This is a genomic window from Marinomonas sp. FW-1 (genome assembly GCF_005222245.1).
Classification (GTDB): domain Bacteria; phylum Pseudomonadota; class Gammaproteobacteria; order Pseudomonadales; family Marinomonadaceae; genus Marinomonas; species Marinomonas alcarazii.
The window spans coordinates 3771292-3793066 of the sequence record NZ_CP025987.1 but is presented as its reverse complement, the minus strand read 5'-3'; the positions used below and the strand labels follow the sequence as shown (position 1 = coordinate 3793066).

Here is a 21775-nt window from a genome sequence, read left to right as displayed (position 1 = left end):
GAGATAAGAATTGGTCATCCTGTCGGCGCTTGAAGCCATAAGATGACAGAGTCTTTGGGGGCTATGGGTACTCAAAGACTCTGTGTTGATTGCTTACCAGCTGCCGCTTTCGCCTGCATCAAGAAACAGTTCATTCTCTGCTGGTGTTTCTGCTTTGCTAGCGGATGGCTTGGCTTGAGGGCTGGCAGATTCTTTTTCTGTTATTGTACTTTCTGCTGCTTGCAATTCTTCAGTGGCCGTAGCGGGAATATCCGTTGGCGCTTTGGCAGGCTCAAATTGGTCATTGAACCCAAGTACTTGCGGACGATAAATACGGAACGCGCGCATTAACTCGCCTTTTGCATTAAATAGTCTGAATTCAGAAAAAAGCTGATCGTAGTCCGCATTCACGTAATCCTGACGTGCCTGGAACAATTCATTTTCACTGTCCAGTACATCGAGCAATGTACGTCGACCTAAACGAAATTGTTTTTCATAGGCAATCTGAGATTCTTTCGTGGCAATAACGTATTGACGAATATGCTCTTTTTGACCTGATGTTGCTTCAAAGGCGGCCCATGCCAAACGGACTGTTAATTCAGTATCTCTAATTGTATTACGTCGAATTTCAGTGGCTTGTATATTTTGCTGAGACGCTACCTCTGCTTGGCGTTTTTGTGTGTTGCCACTGTAGAGGTTGTAATTTAAGCGCACCATTGCGAGTAGATCTTCGCTTGGCCCTTCGGTTCCATCAATATTGTTATTCCAAGTGCGCTCTAAAACAAAATTAACCGTTGGGTATTTGCCAGCATCGGTAATCTTTTGTGCGCTCTCAGTGGCTGCAACGTCCCATTTAGCGCCTTCAATTGCTGGGTTTTGTTTTAACGCAGCGTTAAGCGCAGAGTCGAGATCTTTTGGAAGTAAGTCGTTATCTGGAATTGGATAAATCAGCTCTTTTGGTGGCATTTCGCCAACAATATTGTTGTAGTTGCTTTCTGCGTCTCTTAAGTTATTCACAGCAGCAAGATAGTTTGCGTGAGCCTTGGATAATCGTGCGGTAATTTGACTGAGGTCGGATTGCCTACCTATGCCTGAATCGCTTTTAAGCTTTATTTGGCCATAAATGCGTTGGTGAGTCTCCAGGTTCAGTTTTGCTAAGTTTACCAGCTCGCGGTAGCGCAAAATATTGGCGTAAACTTGAGCGACTTCAAGAGCGGTATTTTCGACGGAAATGAGAGCGCTCCAGCGATCAGCCTCTGCTTCACTTTGTAAACGTTCTACCTCATTGACCGTAGAGAAACCATTAAAAATAGGTTGATTCAGAGATAAAGTGAGCTCTCGACGAGCAAGGTCAACGTCTGCGGAACCTGGGTTGTCGTCAGCGTAGGTGGTTTCTTGGCCTATTCCCGCAGAAAGGTCGATGCTAGGGTAGTAACCTGAACGTCGCGCAATATCTGCGCTCTCTTTGGTTTCTCGGTATTTTGCAATAGCTTGTCGTACTGTTGGGCTGTTTTCTATTGCGGTATAAGTAGCTTCTTCAAGAGAGATAGCGTGCGATATTGCAGGTACAAAAGCGGCGCCAATATAGACCGTGCAAGTTAACACTATTCGGTAAAACATGTGATTCCCTATCCTTTAAATTTTCTACTTGAATGATAGATCCATTGATTCTATGAATATGTTGCTATTCTGTTATGACGTACAGTTTAAATATCGCCCCATAGAGCGTTGATTACGCTGAGCGCGACAATGGGAGCTGTTTCTGTTCTTAGCACTCTTGGTCCAAGTGAAATGGCATTAAATCCTGATTTTTCAGACAGTTGCACTTCTTTTTCACTAAGTCCACCTTCAGGCCCAATCAATAAAGCGATGCGATTGTTACTGGGTTTTTCGAATTGTCGGATAGGTTTTGCGCTATGGTGATGCAATGTAAGCTTTAACATTTCGTTACAATTCGTGATCCACTCCGTTAATTCTATCGGTGGATACACAGTCGGGACAATACCACGACCACATTGTTCAGCCGCACTGATGGCAACTTGTTGCCAATGTTGCAGGCGCTTTTCCGCACGGCTGTCTTGTAGCTTTACTTCGCAGCGTTCACTAAAAAGCGGCTGAATAGCAAAGACACCCGCTTCGACAGATTTTTGAATGGCGTAATCCATGCGCTCACCCCTAGACAGCGTTTGTCCAACGGTAACTTGAATTGGAGATTCGTTCTCTAACTCTTCGAAATCCGCTATTTGAATACTGGCAGAGCGTTTTTCGACGTCACTTAGTGTCGCATTATATTGACGACTTTTACCATTAAACTCTTGGCCATTAAATACGCGAAGAGGGTGGCCTGACTTTAGGCGCAGAACTTTGCAGAGATGCTGAAACGCTGAGTCTGGTAGGGCAAGGGTGCTATTCTCGTTTAGTTCTGTGTCGATAAAAATTCGTGGAATGCGCATGCTTTGCCTTATGTTTTCGAAAGTATTAAGGATAGAAATAAAAAAGCCTTCTTCTGCCCCATAATGATAGTAGGACAGAAGAAGGCTTTATAGCGGAAATTCAGGGAATTATAAACCCGCAGCTTTACGCAATGCGTCTGCTTTGTCTGTTTTTTCCCAAGTGAAATTTTCGCCTTCACGACCAAAGTGACCGTAAGCCGCTGTTGGTAGATAAATTGGGCGTTTTAGATCCAGCATTTTAATTAAACCAGCTGGGCGTAATTCGAAATGCTCACGAACCAATTGTGAAATCACCGCGTCGCTGACTTTGCCAGTACCGAAGGTGTTGATACTGATAGATGTTGGCTCAGCCACACCGATAGCGTACGAGATTTGAATCTCACATTTGTCAGCAAGACCCGCTGCGACAATGTTTTTCGCCACATAGCGACCAGCGTAAGCTGCAGAGCGGTCAACTTTAGATGGATCTTTACCAGAGAAAGCACCGCCGCCGTGACGAGCCATGCCGCCGTAGGTATCAACGATGATTTTACGGCCAGTTAGGCCACAATCGCCAACCGGACCGCCGATGATGAACTGACCTGTTGGGTTGATGAAGTATTTGGTTTCTTTTGATAGCCATTCCGCAGGAAGCACGGGTTTAATGATTTCTTCCATTACTGCTTCACGAAGATCGGCTTGTTTCACTGATGCACTGTGCTGTGTTGAAAGAACAACCGCATCAATAGCGCATGGCTTGCCGTTTTCGTCGTAGCGGAAAGTAACTTGGCTTTTCGCATCTGGGCGAAGGAAGTCTAGCGTACCGTTTTTGCGAACTTCTGCTTGGCGTTGAACCAAACGATGCGCGTAAGTGATCGGCGCAGGCATTAGTACGTCCGTTTCGTTTGTGGCAAAACCAAACATCAAACCTTGGTCGCCAGCGCCTTGTTCTTTTTCATTGGCTTCATCGACACCGACGGCAATGTCAGAGGACTGTTTACCAATGGCATTCATGACGGCACAAGATTCCCAGTCGAAACCCATGTCTGAGCTGTTGTAGCCAATTTCACGGATAACGCCACGAGATATTTCTTCGATGTCGACCCATGCGTTGGTACGAACTTCACCAGCGACTAATACCATGCCGGTTTTGACGAGGGTTTCACACGCCACGCGGGCTTCTGGATCTTCTGCCAAAATGGCATCAAGAATGGCATCGGACACTTGGTCCGCGATTTTATCGGGATGACCTTCAGAAACGGATTCTGAGGTAAATAAAGAATATTCTGACATATTGAGCTTTCCTCTTTAGCTGAGTTAGTCGCTAAACAGGCATAAAAAAACCTGCTTCGCATCAAAAGTGCTAAACAGGTTCTTGCGTATCTGTTTAGCTGAGTTTATATAGCGCCCGCAAGCCGAGACAAATCGACGCTGTATTAATAGTGCGAATCATGAACTAGCGTTGTTTAAATATCAACCCAGTATGTGGATTTTAATGAGGCAAAAGGCGGTTTTTTTGTTACGATGGTGCAGATTTCTATGTGATTTCATTTTCTTTGCCCTGTGTTTGGGCGTTACGAAGGTGCCAACCTTGTATCGTGGTTCTATCCCGTAGAGAATGTTACTTCTATTGTTCGTTAAGCTATCAGGAGTGGAATAACCATGCCGTCTCGTAAACAACTTGCTAACGCCATACGTGCATTGAGTATGGATGCCGTACAAAAAGCTAACTCTGGTCACCCAGGTGCACCAATGGGTATGGCGGATATCGCTGAAGTGCTATGGAATGATTTTCTAAAGCACAACCCAAACAATTCAAAATGGGTTGATCGCGACCGCTTTGTGTTGTCAAACGGCCATGGCTCTATGTTGATTTATTCTTTACTGCATCTTTCTGGCTATAAATTGGCTATCGAAGATTTAAAACAGTTCCGTCAACTTCATTCTAAAACACCAGGACACCCAGAATACGGCTATACCGATGGTGTAGAAACGACTACTGGCCCATTGGGTGCCGGTATCAGTAATGCTGTTGGTATGGCGATTGCTGAGAAAACGCTCGCTGCGCAGTTTAACCGTGAAGGCCATACGATTGTTGACCACAATACTTACTGTTTCCTAGGCGACGGTTGTTTGATGGAAGGTATTTCTCACGAAGCGGCGTCTCTTGCTGGCACGTTGGGCTTGGGTAAATTGGTTGCTTTCTGGGATGACAACGGTATCTCTATCGATGGTCATGTTGAGGGCTGGTTTACTGATAATACGCCACAGCGTTTTGAAGCGTATGGTTGGCACGTAATTGCAGACGTAGATGGACATGATCCAGAAGCGATCAAAGCGGCGATTGAAGCGGCGAAAGCAGAAACGACTAAACCGACACTAATTTGTTGCAAAACCATTATCGGTTTTGGCTCGCCAAATAAATCTGGTAGCCATGACTGTCACGGTGCGCCTTTGGGCGATGCTGAAATTGCGGCAGCTCGTGAATTCCTTGGCTGGCCATATGCACCGTTCGAGATCCCTGCTGATGTATATTCTGGTTGGGATGCGAAAGAAGCAGGTTCTGCTCGAGAAGCTCAGTGGAACTCTCAATTTGAAGCCTATAAGGCCGCTTACCCAGAATTGGCAGCAGAATTTGAGCGTCGTGTGATTAAAGGCGAATTGCCTGCGGATTTTGAAGCCAAAGCACAAGCTTTCATTCAAGAAAGCCAAGAGAAAGGCGAGAGCATTGCCAGCCGTAAAGCGTCACAAAATGCGATTGGTTTCTTTGGCTCTATGTTGCCAGAGCTGCTAGGTGGTTCTGCTGACCTTGCCGGTTCTAACTTGACTCTATGGTCTGGTTCTAAAGGCATTCAAGACGACCCAGCGGGCAACTATGTGTTCTACGGTGTTCGTGAATTTGGTATGAGTGGCATTATGAATGGTGCTTCTTTGCACGGTGGTTTCATTAACTACGGTGCGACTTTCATGATGTTTATGGAGTACGCGCGTAATGCCGTACGCATGTCTGCTCTTATGGGCATTCAAAACGTATTTGTTTACACGCACGATTCTATTGGTCAAGGCGAAGACGGCCCAACTCACCAGCCTATCGAGCAATTGGCGAATTTGCGCATGACGCCAAATATGTCTGTATGGCGTCCTTGTGATGCAGCAGAAACGGCGATTGCTTGGAAAGCAGGTATCGAACGTCGTACTGGCCCAACCTCTTTGGTTTTCTCTCGCCAAGGTTTGCCTGCGCAAGCGCGTGATGCACAACAATTAGCGAATGCTGCGAAAGGTGGTTACGTTCTGAAAGATTGCGCTGGGACACCTGAGCTTATCTTGATTGCTACGGGTTCTGAAGTGGGTTTAGCAATGGATTCTGCGGAAGCACTAACAGCGAAGGGTACGAAAGTGCGTGTGGTTTCTATGCCATCTACGGATGTCTTTGAAGCGCAAGATGCTGCTTATAAAGAGTCTGTGTTACCAAGTAGTGTGACGAAGCGTGTTGCTATCGAAGCGGCTCACACGGATTACTGGTACAAGTACGTTGGTTTCGAAGGCGCTATGGTAGGCATGACAACGTTCGGTGAGTCTGCTCCTGGTGGCGATCTTATGAAACACTTCGGCTTTACAGTAGACAATGTGGTTGCGACTGCTGAGAAAATACTCGCTGCGTAATCTGGTTGCTTGATAAGTAAAGAGGCGTACGGATGTATGCCTCTTTTTCCTTTTATTAAGGCGGAAGGTGATGATTTTCGGTCACTTTCTTTGCGATGAAGTAGTAGGAATATGTTGCGAGTCGCTATCAATGGTTATGGTCGTGTCGGACGCTCGGTATTACGGGCTCTGTATGAAAGCGGCTACCGCGACCACATTCAAGTGGTTGCTATTAATGAATTGTCCGATATTGAGACAATCAGTTACCTTACTCGCTATGACACCACTCATGGCCGTTTCCCTAAGCCTGTCTCGATCCAAGGCAATGCATTGCTGATCGGAGATGACAGTATTTTATGTTTTTCTTGTGCCACTCCTGAGGCGTTGGATTGGTCTTCTCTTGAGCTTGATATGGTGTTGGAGTGTTCTGGCAGTTTCTCCAGCCGAGAAAGTGCACAAGCGTATTTAAATGCCGGTGTTCCACGAATGTTGCTTTCCCAACCTGCTGCTGCGGATGTGGATGCGACGATTGTCTATGGTTTTAATCACCAAGATATTCAAGCGGATCAGAAAATTGTGTCGGCGGCATCGTGTACGACGAATTGTTTGATTCCTGTTTTGGACGTCGTGAAGCAATTTTCTGGCGTGGCGCATGGTATGACGCAGACGATTCACTCGGCTATGAATGATCAGCCTGTGATTGATGGTTATCATACCAATGATTTACGCCTAACCCGTGCGGCCTTGAGCTCTATTATTCCTGTTGATACCGGTTTGGCGAAGGGTATTACACGGATGATGCCAGAACTTGACGGAAAAATGGGTTGTAATGCGGTGCGTGTGCCAACATTGAATGTCTCAGTGATTGATTTGGTTTTGCGGACTGAACGGGACGTGACAGTTGAGCAAATAAACTCTCAGCTAGAGCAAGCGGCTAGCACAAAATACGCTGGGCTAATGGGGTTCACTAAAGAAGCGCATGCGTCTGTGGATTTTAATCATGATCCACGCTCAGTAATTATAGATAGTACACAAACCCAAGTGATTGATCAGCGAATGGTGAAGTTGCTATGTTGGTTTGATAATGAATGGGGCTACGCTAACCGAATGTTAGACGTGGCTAAGCATTGGGCAGGTGTGATTGAACAATCAAATTTGGATTGAGATATCAGAAGTTTAAACGACGAGGACATCGTACATGACTGTAATTAATATGAAAGACGTGGATCTGACGAACAAAAGAGTATTGATTCGCGAAGATCTGAATGTACCGGTAAAAGATGGCAAAGTAACCAGCGATGCACGTATTCGTGCGGCTTTGCCAACCATTAAATTGGCGTTAGACGCGGGCGCTAAAGTTATGGTGATGTCGCACCTTGGTCGTCCTACAGAGGGGCAGTACGAAGAAGAGTTTTCACTTCAACCTGTTGCGACACATCTTGCTAGTCTGTTAGGACAAGATGTGCCATTAGTTAAAGATTGGTTGGATGGTGTTGAGGTTGAATCTGGTCAGCTTGTTTTGGTTGAAAACGTGCGCTTTAACCTTGGCGAGAAAAAAGATGATGAAACGCTGTCTAAAAAAATGGCTGCCTTATGTGATGTGTTTGTCATGGATGCATTTGGAACGGCTCACCGTGCCCATGCATCAACGCATGGTGTCGCTAAATATGCGCCGGTAGCTTGTGCTGGCCCATTATTGGCAGCAGAGTTGGAAGCATTAGGTAAAGCGCTTGATAATCCTGCTCGCCCTTTGGTGGCGGTTGTTGGTGGTTCAAAAGTATCGACTAAATTAACCGTATTAGAGTCGTTATCTAAAGTGTGTGATCAGCTGATCGTGGGCGGCGGTATCTCTAATACGTTTGTTGCCGCTCGTGGCTACAATGTTGGTAAGTCATTGCATGAAAAAGACTTAATCCCACAGGCTCAAAAATTGATGGCCGATTTAGACATTCCTGAGTTGACGGACGTGCGTGTCGGAACAGAGTTTTCAGAAACAGCGGTTGCAACGATTAAGCCTGTTGATCAAGTGGCGGATAATGAAGAAATTATGGACTTAGGTCCGGATTCTGCTCAAGTGCTTGCTGAAATTCTAAAAAATGCCAAAACCATTCTATGGAATGGGCCATGTGGTGTGTTTGAGTTTGATAACTTTTCTAAGGGCACAGAAGTCGTTGCTCAAGCCATTGCAGACAGTGAAGCTTTCTCTGTTGCTGGTGGCGGAGATACGTTAGCAGCGATCGATAAATATGGCTTAGCCGATAAAATTTCTTATATTTCTACAGGTGGCGGGGCGTTTTTAGAATTTGTTGAAGGAAAAGTGTTGCCAGCGGTTGCGATGTTAGAGTCTCGCGCGCAAAATTAGTATCAAAGAATGACAAAGATCGTTCTAAAAAATTTATAAGTAATAAAAAAGGCGTAAAGCCTATTTCGTTAACATCGGTGTAAGCTTAGTGTGAGTTGTGCTGAAAGCGGTGTTAACGAAAAACAAAACTAGAGAGTGACCTACTCAGCGTAAGCTAAGTATGACAATAACGATAAGGCGTAAGCCACATAGCTTGTGATAAGCAATGCTGTGATTACAAATAATGCGAGTTATCTAACACCGTAACTCCAAACGTTATAAATACAAAACAAGACAAATTGTCAGAGGAAACCTTTTATGCCTTTAATTAGTATGCGTCAACTGCTCGACCATGCAGCGGAACACAGCTATGGTTTGCCAGCGTTCAATGTGAATAACATGGAACAAGTTAAGGCAATTATGGAAGCAGCCCATGAAGTGAACTCGCCAGTTATCATGCAAGCATCCGCTGGTGCTCGCAAATACGCTGGTTCACACTTTTTACGTCACTTGATTGCGGCTGCGATTGAAGACTATCCACATATTCCTGTTGTTATGCACCAAGACCACGGCACATCGCCAGCGATTTGCCAGCGTTCTATCCAGCTTGGCTTTTCTTCTGTCATGATGGACGGTTCTTTGATGGCCGATGGTAAAACCCCGGCAAGCTATGAGTATAACGTCGATGTAACTCGTCGCACGGTTGAGTTTGCGCATGCCTGTGGTGTGTCTGTAGAAGGTGAGCTGGGTGTATTGGGTTCTCTAGAGACAGGTCAAGCTGGCGAAGAAGACGGCGTGGGTGCAGAAGGCATTCTTTCTCATGATCAAATGCTGACGGATCCGCAAGAAGCGGTAGACTTCGTTAATGCGACTGGTATTGATGCATTGGCTGTAGCGATTGGTACAAGCCACGGTGCTTACAAATTTACGCGTCCACCGACTGGCGATATTCTTGATATCGAACGTATTGCGAAAATTGTCGCACTACTACCAAATACGCATATTGTACTGCATGGCTCGTCTTCTGTTCCTCAAGATTGGTTATCTATTATCAATGAGTTTGGTGGTGATATCCCAGAAACTTATGGTGTGCCAGTAGAAGAGATTGTTAAGGCGATTCGTTACGGTGTTCGTAAAGTGAATATCGATACGGATTTGCGTTTGGCGGCAACGGGCGCGATTCGTCGCAGCTTAGCGGAACACAAAGGTAACTTTGATCCGCGTAAATACTTAACAGAAAGTATTAAAGCGATGAAAGCGGTTTGTATCGATCGCTATGAAGCGTTTGGTTGTGCAGGTCAGGCTTCTCGTATTCATACTATGGATCTGGAAGAGATGGCTGTACGTTACGAACACGGTGAATATTCTAGTGGTCGAGTTTTTTAAATCTTGCTCTAAATTGAGTGAGGTTTGATCAAAAATGGCGAGTAGGTGGGGTGAAGAGTAATTTTTTTAGTTTTTTTCATGAAAAAGAAAAAAAACTATTGACCGAGAAATTCAATTACCTATAATGCTCGCCATTCCTTGCGGGAGTGGTGGAATTGGTAGACACGCTGGATTTAGGTTCCAGTGCTTCACGGCGTGAGAGTTCGAGTCTCTCCTTCCGCACCAAATTTTAAAAAAAGCTGACTTTATGTCGGCTTTTTTTATGTCTGAAATTTGTACTCGCCTATCGTATTTCTATTTTTGATTACTCTTTCTACCTTTTTAGGTGTCTGCTGGTATTTTCTTGTTCCTGTTGTCACGAAAGTTCGTTAATTTAGATAGAATATTTCTTTCTGTGGATGGGTATATCAGGTTTGATAATGCATAGGCTTCGTATTTTTTTGGTATTTCTCTTTCTTGGGAGTACTTGCCTGACGGTGCAAGCTGCAAACATGGCTTTAAACCTAATGGATAGCCATGACTATTATCAGCTAAGCCCTAGGCAGGGTCCTTTAGCCGAGCAGTTTACAACCATTATTAATTCTCCTCCTAGCCCGATTCGGATAACGCAAAAAAATGCGATACGTATTGCGTTGTTTCTTTTTGGCGATGAAGACGCTATTGAAAACAAAGCACTGCAAATGACGCTCCGAAAACGCATGCGTGAATTGGGTATTGATTATCGACTGGATGTTTATCTGGGGCGAAACCACAATGAAACGGACTTCTCAGCGTACCTTAAAATAGCAGCAACGCCTCCTGATTATATTGTGATGACGAAACTGGGTTTTGTGCAGCGCCGCTTTTTAGAGCGCTTTTTGCGAGCGGGGAAGACCAAGGTTATTTTGTACGATTTTGCATCACCGTTAACGCATTGGATGAATCATTCTCCGCTAATGTATATCGGTTTTGATCAGAAAAGGGCAACGACTAGATTGGCAAGTTACCTTGACCGTCAGTTCCCCCCCGAGACCACTATTTCAGCGCTGGTGTTGCCAGAAGGATATCTTGGTCATTCACGATGTGATTTATTTTTAGATGAAATGCTTAAGTACAATCGCCACGTTAGCCGTATTCGCGTTGTCGCTGATGACAAGCAACAAGCCTTTGAGGCTGCGAAAGTGTTTTTAAAAGAGACGCCAACGGATTTTATTTTTAGTTGCTCTCAAAATATTTCAGAAGGCGTTGTGGCTGCGTTGGAGGAAAGCGTTGCTGGTTCTAAGACTCAGACTAATGCATGGGGCTTGTCTCCTAATGGAATTGAAGATTTAGTTAATCGGAACGTAAAAGTGACCGTGCTGTTTATGAAAGATAATTTATCCATCGCGGTCGCTGAGGCGATTAAGCTCGATCTCGAAGGCAAGAATATGCCTACTCTCTATGTGGCAAATTCAACATTGATGCCTGCTGAATTAGACTCTGAGAGTTTGCGTTTGATGGTTCAACAAGCTTATCAATATTCGGTGGATTTATGGCGGCAGTAACGGTGAGTTTACAGCGTCGATTACGGCAAAAAGCGTTAATGCTGATGGTCGCTATTTTTTTAGTGGTCGTATTATTAAGTGTCTTTTTTATTGATACTTTGACGCAGGCGGCGAAACAGAAAAACTTGGCGTTGAAGCACCAAGTGGTGGAGCAGGCCTTTAATGCTTATTTGGCGCGTGCTGAAGACGAGATGAAGTTCATAGGACAAGATCTTTCTTCGAGCGATTCTATTGCTGGTCGTGAGTTGGACTTATTATTTAGTCATCATGAAGTATTATTTTTTGGCGGGTTAGATTTTTTCTATATTGAATGGGCAAATGGCAACTACTCCATGGACCCAAGAGCGCGTTTATTTACTAAGGCGGACTTTAAAACGGTTATTGGGGCAGGGCTTCTAAATCGATGGGCGTCGGTTAAGACTGAGGATGGCGCAACCTTATTGGTGCTTAAAACAAAATTGTTATCTGAAGAGCAGGACAGTACTGGCTTTTTGTATGGTTTCATTTCCTTAAATGACAATTTAACCCTAGCCAATGAACTGTTGGATAGTGCTGTGGTTAGCGCTGTTCGTATCTACGATGTGTCGCATAATCGTGTTTTGTTGGAAGAGCACAAAGCGGGAGTGGATTTGTCTGCTAATTCATTGCGCTCGAGTTTACCTTTGATTTCACCTATTCAGGACAATTTACAATTAGATGTGATCGAGGCGAACTCCATCTCCTCGGCAATATTTACAAATGCTTTGCCACTGATTCTATCCGTGGGCGTTGCGTTGTTGGTGTTCTATTTCTTGCTTGTTCGACAGATGAAGGTATTAATTTTTCAACCGATCGAAACGGTTGTGTACAAGCAAGAAGAAGAACTCATCCCTTATATTGAGTTACAGCCGATCCAACGTCAAAGTCGTCAGTTGATGGCTGAGATAGAAGCGAAGGATAAGCGTTTCCTGTTGCTATCAGACTCGGTACACAGTGCAGTTATCTTCTGCAATGAGGTGGCTGAAGTTGAGTTAGTGAATGTCGAAGCTCGTCATATTTTTCCTAATTCAGTTAAAGCTCGAACGCTTTTTGATTTTATGCCTATTACCAGTCATCGCTCTATTCAGGATGCATTAAAGGGGAATATTGGTATTACCTTTGACTTAACATTGACTGAGTTAGGGCGGATATATCAATGGCATGCTTATACATTCAGAAATGAAAGCGACTACCGTGGCTTGTTATTAGTAGGTAAGGATATTACTCAAGAAACTAGTCTCACTTGGCAGCTAGAGCAGTTAAGCCCATTGTCTTCTTTGATCGAGAGGAAAGTGGATACGGATGCCATACTGAACGAGTTAAGTTATCTATCACAATTACCAAGCCATATAGAGTCAAGCCATTTGAAAGGTTGGATTACCTTGTTGCTGTCTGTGCTAGACGGCATTGGTCAGCAGGACCAGGATGTATCTTATCTCCCTCTTGGGGATGTTTTTCGTCAGGAAAGTGATTGTGTCATGGCAGCGATGGGAATCGAAGCAACGCGGGCTTTGGTTGATTGCTCTGTCGAAACGGGTAGCAAAGTCGTGGCGGTTGGCGTGCATTTTCGAGGTTTGGTGCGTACCTTGCTCATGATGGTTATGTCGAATGATATGGCCGAGCGTCGTTTGAGTATTCGATTTAACAGCGATATGGAGCTGGAGATCATTGCGATGAACGACATGGCTTTTCGACCGCTGTTCTTTTGGATGATTAAAATGTTGTCAGAAAGCCTTGGCGGGCATAAAAAAACACTTCAAAACAATGCTCTACAGTTAAATATAATGATGGATGTTAACGAGGCTGGCGAGGATGCTTTATCGTTACAAGCAAACCAAGTAATTGCTTGGATAGCCAATGATTATCCTTATGCTTGCGTTGTAACTGAGGCATTACAGCGGTTTGGTTTGAAGGTAGAGGAGTACGCTTCGACTGACAGCTTTTTCACTCAGTCCAATGTATTAACCAAGTTTGACGCGGTATTGATTGGTTGTGATAAAGACGTCCAATCTCAAATCGATATGACACTGGCTCTGAAGCTGAAACATAAGCGGGACCACCTTCCCATCATTTGGCTTAATAGCCAAACCCCTTCACAAATTGATGATAGCGTTTATACCTTGCAAGGCTGTTTCTTTGATTACAATTTGTATCAGGTATTGCTTAAAGCATGCGAAGAGGATGGGATCTCTATAGCGAACCACAATGAACAGGAAGTATGTTGGGTGATGGTGGGCGGAAGCCGGGTCACTAAGGCTATTTGGTATAATGAATTAGAGCAATGTACTATCGCCACTCAGTGGCTGTCAGATTTGGCGGATTATGATCTGGTGTTATCGTATCAACCTAATGCCATTATCGTGTTATTGGAGCCCCAGTCATCGGCTGTTATATTGGCCGCACAAACTGCTTTTCCTAATGTACGCTTCTATTCTGTGCAAAAGTGGCCGGACATGCCGGATAATGTGATTTTGTTTGATTTGGTTTCACCTAACTCTGGTGAGCAAATACGGTTTTTTACACAAGACGTTATGCAACACAATACAAATTCTAGGAGTAATGAATGAGCGTAATTGGATTAATCGGCGCCATGGATGAAGAAGTAGCTGTTATCAAAGCTTGGATGACAGACGTTCGTGAGCAGTCTATTGCTGGATGTGATTTTTTTATTGGTCATTTTGAAGGTAAAGACGTTGTTTTGCTGAAATCGGGTATTGGGAAAGTAAACGCGGCCGTGTCAACTACCTTGCTATTGTCTGAATTCAACCCTGAATATGTCATAAACATTGGCTCTGCAGGAGGGTTTGATCCTGAGCTACAGGTTGGTGATGTGGTGATTTCTGATCAGGTTGTTCATCATGATGTGGATGTGACAGCCTTTGGTTATGTGATGGGCCAAGTCCCTAATATGCCAGCGACTTATCCTGCTGATGTTGCTTTAATGAACAAGGCGAAAAATGCGTTGCAAGCTGTGACTCAGGTGCAAGCGAAAGTAGGTTTGATCGGCACTGGTGATAGTTTCATGAACGATCCTGTCCGTGTTGAAGCTGTGCGCACAACATTTCCAGACCTTGTTGCAGTTGAAATGGAAGCGGCGGCTGTTGCACAAGTGTGCTTCAAATTTGGAACGCCGTTTGTGGTTGTCCGCTCTTTATCTGATATCGCAGGCAAAGAATCACCTAAGAGTTTTGAAGAGTATCTAAAGGTAGCCGCTGAGAATTCTTCTTTGATGATTCAGCAAATGCTGAAAGGCGCTTAATACATGAGGTCGAAAGGTCGCATCGCGGCTTACTTAGTCGCATGCTGTCCCTTTTATTTAGAGGCTGCAGAAGAGGCGCCTAGCATAACGGAGGCTCAGCCAGTAGAGGTGCAGGCGTCCGATGAGACTGATGAGGCTCCGTGGTGGTTTAGTTCCCATGAAACCGTGTCCAGGACCATCGGTAATTGGTCAACAAACATAGACTCGTTTTTGTCTGGTGAACAAAGTCAGCAGTACAATGATAGTTATGTGGAGATTCGATTTGGTTCCGTCTTAGAAAAGGATGAAAGCTCAGGCTTTTTTGATTTTAGTGCCAAACTAAGACTACCAAATACCCAAGACCGGTTGCGCCTTGTGGTTGAATCAGAAAGTGACTCTTTAGCCCCAGAAAGTCTACGAGGCGAATCCTCTCAGCAAGACAGTGTGGTCAATTCGGCCCTAAAAACCACTATTTCCGCTGCGGTTCGTTACATCAAAGAAGATATCGGCTTAGATGTTGATGCAGGGGTAAAGGTGGATTTCCCTTTAGACCCTTTTTTACGTTTTCGCTTGAAGCAGGGTGAGGTGATCGGTTCGTTTGAATGGTGGCAAAAGCAAGAGGCGTTTGCCTATTACTCTAAAGGTGTAGGAGCGCGTTATGGGATTGGTGTTGGCTACGCGACGAGCCCAACACTGAATTTCGGAATGGATTTTGGTACCACTTGGTTGGATAAAGAAGGGCTATTTTATGTGCGAGAAAACTTTTCTATACAACATCGCGTCAACGATAAAAATCGCCTAGGCTACCAATTGAGCTTTCTGCAATCTGGGGAACATAGTATCGAACCGGACAGCTATTTGTATAATGTTCAATACGAAAGGTTGCTTTATAAAGATTGGCTAATTGGGCAAATTAAACCGCAAATGACGCATGAGGCTGAAGACGATTATGACGGCGTTTTGTCATTAACTTTATCCTTGGCTATTTTGCTAGGGCCAGAGTATCTGCATTAGTTGGTGGATCAATGTTGAATTTTCTCGCGTGTTATTAGATTTGCATTCCGGTAACTCGTATAATGCCGCGCTCTACGATAATTAGTACTTACCGCTTCCAAGAGAGTCAGCTATGAGACCGGATCAAATTCAACCAGAAATGTACCAAGAACAGCTGCAAAAAAAGCAGTCTGATCTCGCTTCTTTAATGGCAACATTGTCATTGCCTGAGATGGAGGTCTATGAAAGTGCATCTTCTCATTATCGTATGAGAGCTGAATTTCGGATTTGGCACGATGGTGATGATTTGTTTTACGCCATGTTTGATTCTGCTGATCCGAGAACTCCCATTCGCACCGATCAGTTTTTGGCGGCGTCGAGCCTTATTAATGAACTAATGCCAAAGCTTTTGGATGCCGTTCGTGACGTTCCAGTCTTGCGCTACAAATTATTCCAAGTGGATTTTCTAACCACGACAACAGGCGAAGCCTTGATCAGTTTGCTCTACCATAAGCCAATTGATGATGAGTGGAATCTTGCCGCTCAGCAGCTCAACAAGTTGTTCCCTGCGTGTCACTTTATTGGTCGAAGCCGTAAGAAAAAACAAATTTTGACTCGTGACTTTGTAATGGAAACCCTCACTGTTGGCGGACAAAAGTTTCACTACCAACAAGTGGAAAACAGCTTCACTCAGCCGAATGCGGGTATTAATGAAAAAATGCTGGAATGGGCTTTAGATGTGACCAAAGAGGCGTCTGGTGACTTGCTAGAGATGTACTGCGGTAATGGTAACTTCTCTATCCCTCTGGCTCGTCAGTTTAAGCGCGTGGTCGCGACAGAGATATCCAAAGTCTCGGTAAACTCAGCACAGCTGAATATCGCAATTAATGGTATGGATAATGTTCAAGTGGTTAAAATGGCCAGTGAAGATGTGTCTGCTGCCTTGAATGGCGATGCTGAATTGCCTAAAAGTTTGCTTCAAGCTGGTGTGAGTGAATTATCGCCTTCTGTTGTGTTAGTTGACCCTCCACGCGCGGGTTTAGATGATGCGACGGTAGAACTTATTCGTAAAATAGATTCTATCCTGTATATCTCCTGTAACCCCGAAACGCTTAAAGCCAATTTAGAAGCGCTTTCTAGTACCCATAATGTTGTTCGATATGCGATGTTCGATCAGTTTCCCTACACCCATCACGTGGAAACAGGCGTTTACTTGGAGCGTAAGACGAATTCCTAATTATAGAAAAAGGCGGCGAAGCCTTTTTCTATATTGAGCGCAACATGACTCATACTTTGTATTGACGATATTTAGATAGTGTTAGCATCAATACTTTGTATGAGTTTCGCTCTTATCATAATGAAAGACATTCTTGTATCTTGAATACGACACAGAATGTTCTGTGGTAACATATGCGCATACATTTTCCCCCACCATAATAGAGAAGTCGAACGAGCCATGAGCAACAACTCACTAGACAAAGGCAAAATCAAAATTTTGTTATTAGAAGGCGTTCATCAATCTGCATTGGACGCATTGAATGACGCTGGTTATACCAACATTGAATACCATAAGACAGCATTAGCGGAAGATGAGCTGATTGAAAAAATCTCAGAAGCGCACTTCATTGGTATTCGTTCCCGCACTCAGCTGACTGAAAAAGTCTTAGCGCATGCTAATAAGCTGGTCGCTATTGGCTGTTTCTGCATCGGTACAAACCAAGTTGATCTAGATGCGGCAAGCGAAAAAGGCATTGTGGTATTTAATGCGCCTTACTCTAATACTCGTAGTGTTGCTGAGTTGGTGTTGGGTCAATTAATCCTATTGCTGCGCGGCATCCCTGAGAAGAACGCAGCATGTCATCGCGGTGGCTGGATTAAGTCTGCTGTGGGTTCTTTCGAAACCCGTGGTAAGCGTCTAGGTATTATTGGTTACGGAAGCATCGGTACTCAATTGAGTGTTTTGGCTGAATCCTTGGGTATGGAAGTCTGCTTTTACGATATCGTCACCAAGCTACCTTTAGGTAATGCTCGCCAGATTAAGAGCCTGAAAGAGCTGCTGTCAACCAGCGACATTATTAGCTTGCATGTACCAGAAACCAGCTCCACTAAGATGATGATTGGTGCGAAAGAAGTGTCACAGATGAAGCAAGGCGCTATCTTTATTAACGCCTCTCGCGGCACAGTAGCGGATCTTGACGCCGTGGCAGAAGCGATTAAAACTGGCGCTTTAGGTGGGGCTGCCATTGATGTGTTCCCTGTTGAGCCTAAAGGCAATGACGAAGAGTTTGTTTCTCCGCTTCGTGGCTTAGACAATGTGATTCTAACGCCTCACATCGGTGGTAGCACAATGGAAGCGCAAGAGAACATCGGTATTGAAGTGGCTGATAAGCTGGTTAAATACTCTGATGTTGGTACGACAATCGCTGCGGTTAACTTCCCTGAAGTGGCGCTACCAGCTCAAGCGAATAATCATCGTATTCTTCATATTCATGAAAACCGCCCTGGTGTGCTGTCTAAGATCAATGCGATCTTCTCTGAGAACAACATCAACATTACGGGTCAGTACCTTCGTACTACGGAGAAGCTTGGCTACATGGTAATGGATGTGGATGCAGAAGAAGGTGAATTAGCGCTTGAGAAAGTGAAAGAAGTAGAAGGCACAGTGAAAGCACGCGTTTTGTTTTAAGCTTGAACGCTAGGTTTTAACAAAGAATCCAGCTTAGGCTGGATTTTTTGTTTCTGGCGTTGAATTCTTTTAGACGGAAAGTGCTTTTTCCCTAGCTAATACCTAGCGTTGTCGTAATGTCTTGAATCTTTTGTTTAATATTATCGGTCACACCCGCCATAAACACTTCAGATTCATTTGCTTGTTCTCTGACTTTTATCACTGCGCTATTAAGCTTATTCATTCCCTGTTTTTGCTCTGCGGCATAGCCAGTCGCTTTTTTCGCTAAATGGGACGACTGCTTGGATTTCTCAAGAATGTCTTGGGCTGATTGACCAAGTGCATGGGTCAGGTTGATCTGTTCTGTCGATGCGCTTTCGATGAGGTCTAGATTCTTCGTCAGCTTATCGGTTGCTGAAGTGAGAAGGGAGAAAATTTTCGTTATTTCTTCTAAAGATTGTTGGGTTCGAGTAGATAAAGTGCGAACTTCCGAAGCGACAACCGCGAAACCTCGCCCGTGCTCTCCGGCTCTCGCTGCTTCAATCGCCGCATTGAGTGCCAGTAGGTTCGTTTGCTCAGAAATGTCTCTAATTCCACCGACAATGGAAGAGGCGCTAGCGACCGAACTGCCTAAGCTGGATAGCGCATTTTTACTGCTGTTAAGGCGCTCAACAGTCGTTTGGTTGGCCTGAGCCAACGAGGCCGCTTGATCAACACTATAGGTCATCGCGGTATTGGTTTCTGCTGCGTAATTCGCGACTTCTTGAGCTCTTACCTCTGCTTTATTCGCTAATGTTTCGACTTGAGTCGACATGCTTAGTGTGCCATCTAACTCTTGTCGTGACGCCATGCTCAGATTATGCACTTGTGCAAAGGAGTTGAGCATGTCATTAAGTGATACGGATATGTTGTTTAGTTCGGTATCTCTTTGCTGCCGCTGTACGGCTATTTGCTCTAAATAGCGATTTAAATAGTGTGCAACATCGGTGAGTTCATTTTTATTTTTTCCGACTGTGAGTGTATTGATATTTTGATGTTCAACTAAGTCCTTAACGGCGACATACAAATCTCTGGCACTTTTGACGACCACTTTGTTTTGGAAAATATGCACGGCTATAGTGGTAAATATCATCAAAAGTACAAAAACAGAAAACGCCATTAATGTCTGCTCTTGCGTTTCTTCCGCGCTTTCTTGAATGTCTTTGGTGCCTTGCCCCAAAATGTCCTCAAGCTGTTTTATCTGATTGCGGATCTTGTTTTGTGCGGTTAGGGCTTGCTGGATATTGATAAGACTGGAATCAACGTCTTTTAAATAACGACTAGACCAAGTATGCAGCTCACTTTTGGTTTCTTCTAATGGGTCTATTTCTTCGTTGCTCTCTTCGGACTCTGTTGCCCAGCCCATTAGTGAAGATAAATCGTCGACGCTTGTTTCCTCTGAACTTTCATCTAATGACAAGATCGGTAGGCTATTGAATTCTGCAATATGAGACTGAAATACCTCAAGGTTTTGCGCTAGACGTTGATGATTCTCTTTTGTTTGGTTTGCTAAGTACTCATCTTTAGCACTGCTCACGTGAGCTAAATCTGCATATAAGATAGCTTGGCTGGCTAGATAGATAGCCGCTGATTGCAGGCCGTTCTGATTTTGGAAGCGTTGAACTTTGTCCGCAAGAGCGTCCAAAGAAAGTAAAGTTTGTCGTTCATTGTTTTCAATTAAGGCAAACGGATTGCCTGAAAGTTTTCCCGCGGCTCTTACATCAGATTGCAGACTTGTTTCAATTTCAATCAATTGTTCGTTGATTGGTTTTTTAATGTTTGACGGCAAAGGATTAAGGGCTGGGCGAATTTTTGTTTCGATGAATTCTTGGGCTGCTTGTAATGCTGATGCCTCTCCAGAGGATAAGTAACCTTCTATTTGTTGCTTTAGTTCAATGGATGAGTACTTCCAAACTTGAGTATATCTATCGCTTTGCTCAAAAGCGCCACGGAACTTCATTAAGCTCCAAAGAAGCAGGGCAATAAGCATGGCCGCAATAACTAGATAGCTCACGGTTGTAGTGCGGGTGACATGGGATATTTTCAATTCAGAACCTGCTTTAATCTACATAAATCGATGAATGCGACTACCTTAATATGAATATGTGACAAAAATGTGACGATCATTGTGTGAGCTATATGGGACAAAAAATTCAAAACTTTATAATTTTGACCAAAAGCGACAAATATATGCCATTTAGCGACAAACGTGACACCAATCCTGACTAATTGGCAAAAAAACCTTCCATGGTCACTTTTTCGTCATTATTTTGTATTAGTTTTATAAGGTTATTGAATAAGCATTTAATTAAAGTGAGTTTTAGCTGAAGAGATGCTTGCGGAATGAAATATCCATTAATTGTATAAATCAAAGGAGCTCAAGAATGACCCTTTCTCGTCGCCAATTCGTGAAAGGCGCCTCTATTGCAGGTGCTGTTGCCGCTACCCCGTTTTCGATCAATAAAGCTATTGCGGCTAACAAAGAGCTGCGCATTTATGCGTGGGCAGGTTATATCACCGATGAAATGTTAGCGGACTTCAAGGCAAAAACAGGTATTAATGCGACGTTTACACCGTATGGAACGAACGATGAGTTAATGAACTCGTTGCGTGCTACGGATGGAACCGGGTTTGATATTATTATGCCAACGGTCGACCGTGTACCTGGATACGTTGATTACGATTTAGTGCAGCCTCTTGATGTGAAAAGAATTAATTGGGATGGTTGTTTAGAAAGTGCCTTATCTGGATCGGATGTCGGTGGGATCGTTAATGGCAAGCGTTACTTCGCTCCATCTGATTGGGGAACCGAGGCGATTGCTTACAATAAAAATGATGCAAAAATCAGTAAAGAGCTAAGCTACGGTGACCTTTGGTTGCCAGAAAACGCAGGTGGCGTAACGGTTCGTGGCCACTCGGCTCTTGTCGGCATTGGTTTGTGGCTAGAAAAAGCGGGCAAACTTCCTTTCCCTTTATTGGATTCGTACAAAAACGAAAAAGCCATGCGTGCTAACTTCGATGTTATCTTAAAAGTCGCTGCCGAACATAAGGGCGCACTTGCTCAGTTCTGGTCGACAGAAAACGAGGCGCAAGGTGCATTCCGTACCAATGGTGCGATTATTGGTCAAACTTGGGACAGTACTGCCTTCAAGTTGCAATCAGAAGGTGAGCCAATTGCCTATGGTGCACCAAAAGAAGGTGCGTTGGCATGGATGGAAGGTTTTGTTATTCCGAAAAATGCCAATAACGTCGACTCTGTCTACGAATTCATTAACTGGTATTACACGCCGGAAGCGGGCGCGATGTTCGTTAAATCTACCGGTTATAACTCTACATCAAAAGGTGCGGATGCTTTATTGCCAGCTGAGACGAAGCAGTTCTTCCAAGACTCTTACAGCGAGCAAGATTTAGCCAACCTTTGGTGGTGGCCTATTCAAGAACCATGGTACGTCGCACTACGTAACGAATACCAAGACCGTTACTTGTCTGCATAACCTCGAAAGCCCCTTGCGACAAATA

15 protein-coding genes and 1 tRNA gene are annotated in these 21775 nt (G+C 44.2%); 12 read left to right on the top strand and 4 right to left on the bottom strand.

The features are described 5' to 3' along the window. Positions 1-93 precede the first annotated feature (93 nt). From C1X04_RS17610 to metK, 3 genes are all read right to left on the bottom strand, one after another. Entirely contained in the window at positions 94-1599 is a 1506-nt protein-coding gene (locus tag C1X04_RS17610; protein ID WP_137170590.1) for a TolC family outer membrane protein, read from the bottom strand. Between the two features lie 86 nt (positions 1600-1685). Then, the gene (locus C1X04_RS17605; protein WP_137170589.1) at positions 1686-2432 is read right to left on the bottom strand and encodes a 16S rRNA (uracil(1498)-N(3))-methyltransferase; all 747 of its coding nucleotides are present in this window, start codon (positions 2430-2432) and stop codon (positions 1686-1688) included. Between the two features lie 108 nt (positions 2433-2540). After that, a complete protein-coding gene (gene metK / locus C1X04_RS17600) occupies positions 2541-3704 on the bottom strand; it encodes a methionine adenosyltransferase (RefSeq protein ID WP_137170588.1) in 1164 nt (387 codons plus the stop codon). Between the two features lie 369 nt (positions 3705-4073). Here metK and tkt point away from each other — a divergent pair, with 369 nt between their 5' ends. The 11 genes from tkt (at position 4074) to serA (ending at position 18238) form a co-directional block, all read left to right on the top strand. Further along, positions 4074-6074: a transketolase gene (tkt, locus tag C1X04_RS17595; RefSeq protein ID WP_110577031.1), complete on the top strand. Its 2001-nt coding sequence runs from the start codon at positions 4074-4076 to the stop codon at positions 6072-6074. A gap of 111 nt (positions 6075-6185) precedes the next feature. Then, positions 6186-7217: a type I glyceraldehyde-3-phosphate dehydrogenase gene (locus tag C1X04_RS17590; protein WP_110577030.1), complete on the top strand. Its 1032-nt coding sequence runs from the start codon at positions 6186-6188 to the stop codon at positions 7215-7217. 34 nt (positions 7218-7251) lie between these two features. Then, on the top strand, positions 7252-8415 hold the full coding sequence (locus C1X04_RS17585; protein WP_110577029.1) for a phosphoglycerate kinase: 1164 nt from the start codon (positions 7252-7254) through the stop codon (positions 8413-8415). Between the two features lie 297 nt (positions 8416-8712). Continuing rightward, the gene (gene fba, locus C1X04_RS17580; protein ID WP_110577028.1) at positions 8713-9780 is read left to right on the top strand and encodes a class II fructose-bisphosphate aldolase; all 1068 of its coding nucleotides are present in this window, start codon (positions 8713-8715) and stop codon (positions 9778-9780) included. Between the two features lie 140 nt (positions 9781-9920). Continuing rightward, positions 9921-10005: transfer RNA gene (locus C1X04_RS17575), tRNA-Leu, on the top strand. Between the two features lie 266 nt (positions 10006-10271). Then, positions 10272-11303 (top strand): substrate-binding domain-containing protein, encoded by a 1032-nt coding sequence (locus C1X04_RS17570; RefSeq protein ID WP_245927075.1) that lies wholly within the window; start codon positions 10272-10274, stop codon positions 11301-11303. Further along, the gene (locus C1X04_RS17565) at positions 11291-13888 is read left to right on the top strand and encodes a hypothetical protein (RefSeq protein ID WP_110577026.1); all 2598 of its coding nucleotides are present in this window, start codon (positions 11291-11293) and stop codon (positions 13886-13888) included. Before C1X04_RS17570 ends, C1X04_RS17565 begins: the two co-directional genes overlap by 13 nt. Then, positions 13885-14580: a 5'-methylthioadenosine/S-adenosylhomocysteine nucleosidase gene (gene mtnN / locus C1X04_RS17560; protein WP_110577025.1), complete on the top strand. Its 696-nt coding sequence runs from the start codon at positions 13885-13887 to the stop codon at positions 14578-14580. Before C1X04_RS17565 ends, mtnN begins: the two co-directional genes overlap by 4 nt. Positions 14581-14583: 3 nt before the next feature. Continuing rightward, the gene (locus C1X04_RS17555) at positions 14584-15573 is read left to right on the top strand and encodes a hypothetical protein (RefSeq protein WP_137170587.1); all 990 of its coding nucleotides are present in this window, start codon (positions 14584-14586) and stop codon (positions 15571-15573) included. Between the two features lie 112 nt (positions 15574-15685). Then, the gene (trmA, locus tag C1X04_RS17550) at positions 15686-16789 is read left to right on the top strand and encodes a tRNA (uridine(54)-C5)-methyltransferase TrmA (RefSeq protein WP_110577023.1); all 1104 of its coding nucleotides are present in this window, start codon (positions 15686-15688) and stop codon (positions 16787-16789) included. Positions 16790-17008: 219 nt separating this feature from the next. Next, on the top strand, positions 17009-18238 hold the full coding sequence (serA, locus tag C1X04_RS17545) for a phosphoglycerate dehydrogenase (protein WP_110577022.1): 1230 nt from the start codon (positions 17009-17011) through the stop codon (positions 18236-18238). A 91-nt stretch (positions 18239-18329) separates the two neighbouring features. Here serA and C1X04_RS17540 read toward each other — a convergent pair whose 3' ends face one another. Further along, entirely contained in the window at positions 18330-20303 is a 1974-nt protein-coding gene (locus C1X04_RS17540; protein ID WP_254682292.1) for a methyl-accepting chemotaxis protein, read from the bottom strand. A gap of 337 nt (positions 20304-20640) precedes the next feature. Here C1X04_RS17540 and C1X04_RS17535 point away from each other — a divergent pair, with 337 nt between their 5' ends. Continuing rightward, entirely contained in the window at positions 20641-21750 is a 1110-nt protein-coding gene (locus C1X04_RS17535) for an extracellular solute-binding protein (RefSeq protein WP_137170586.1), read from the top strand. Positions 21751-21775 lie beyond the last annotated feature (25 nt).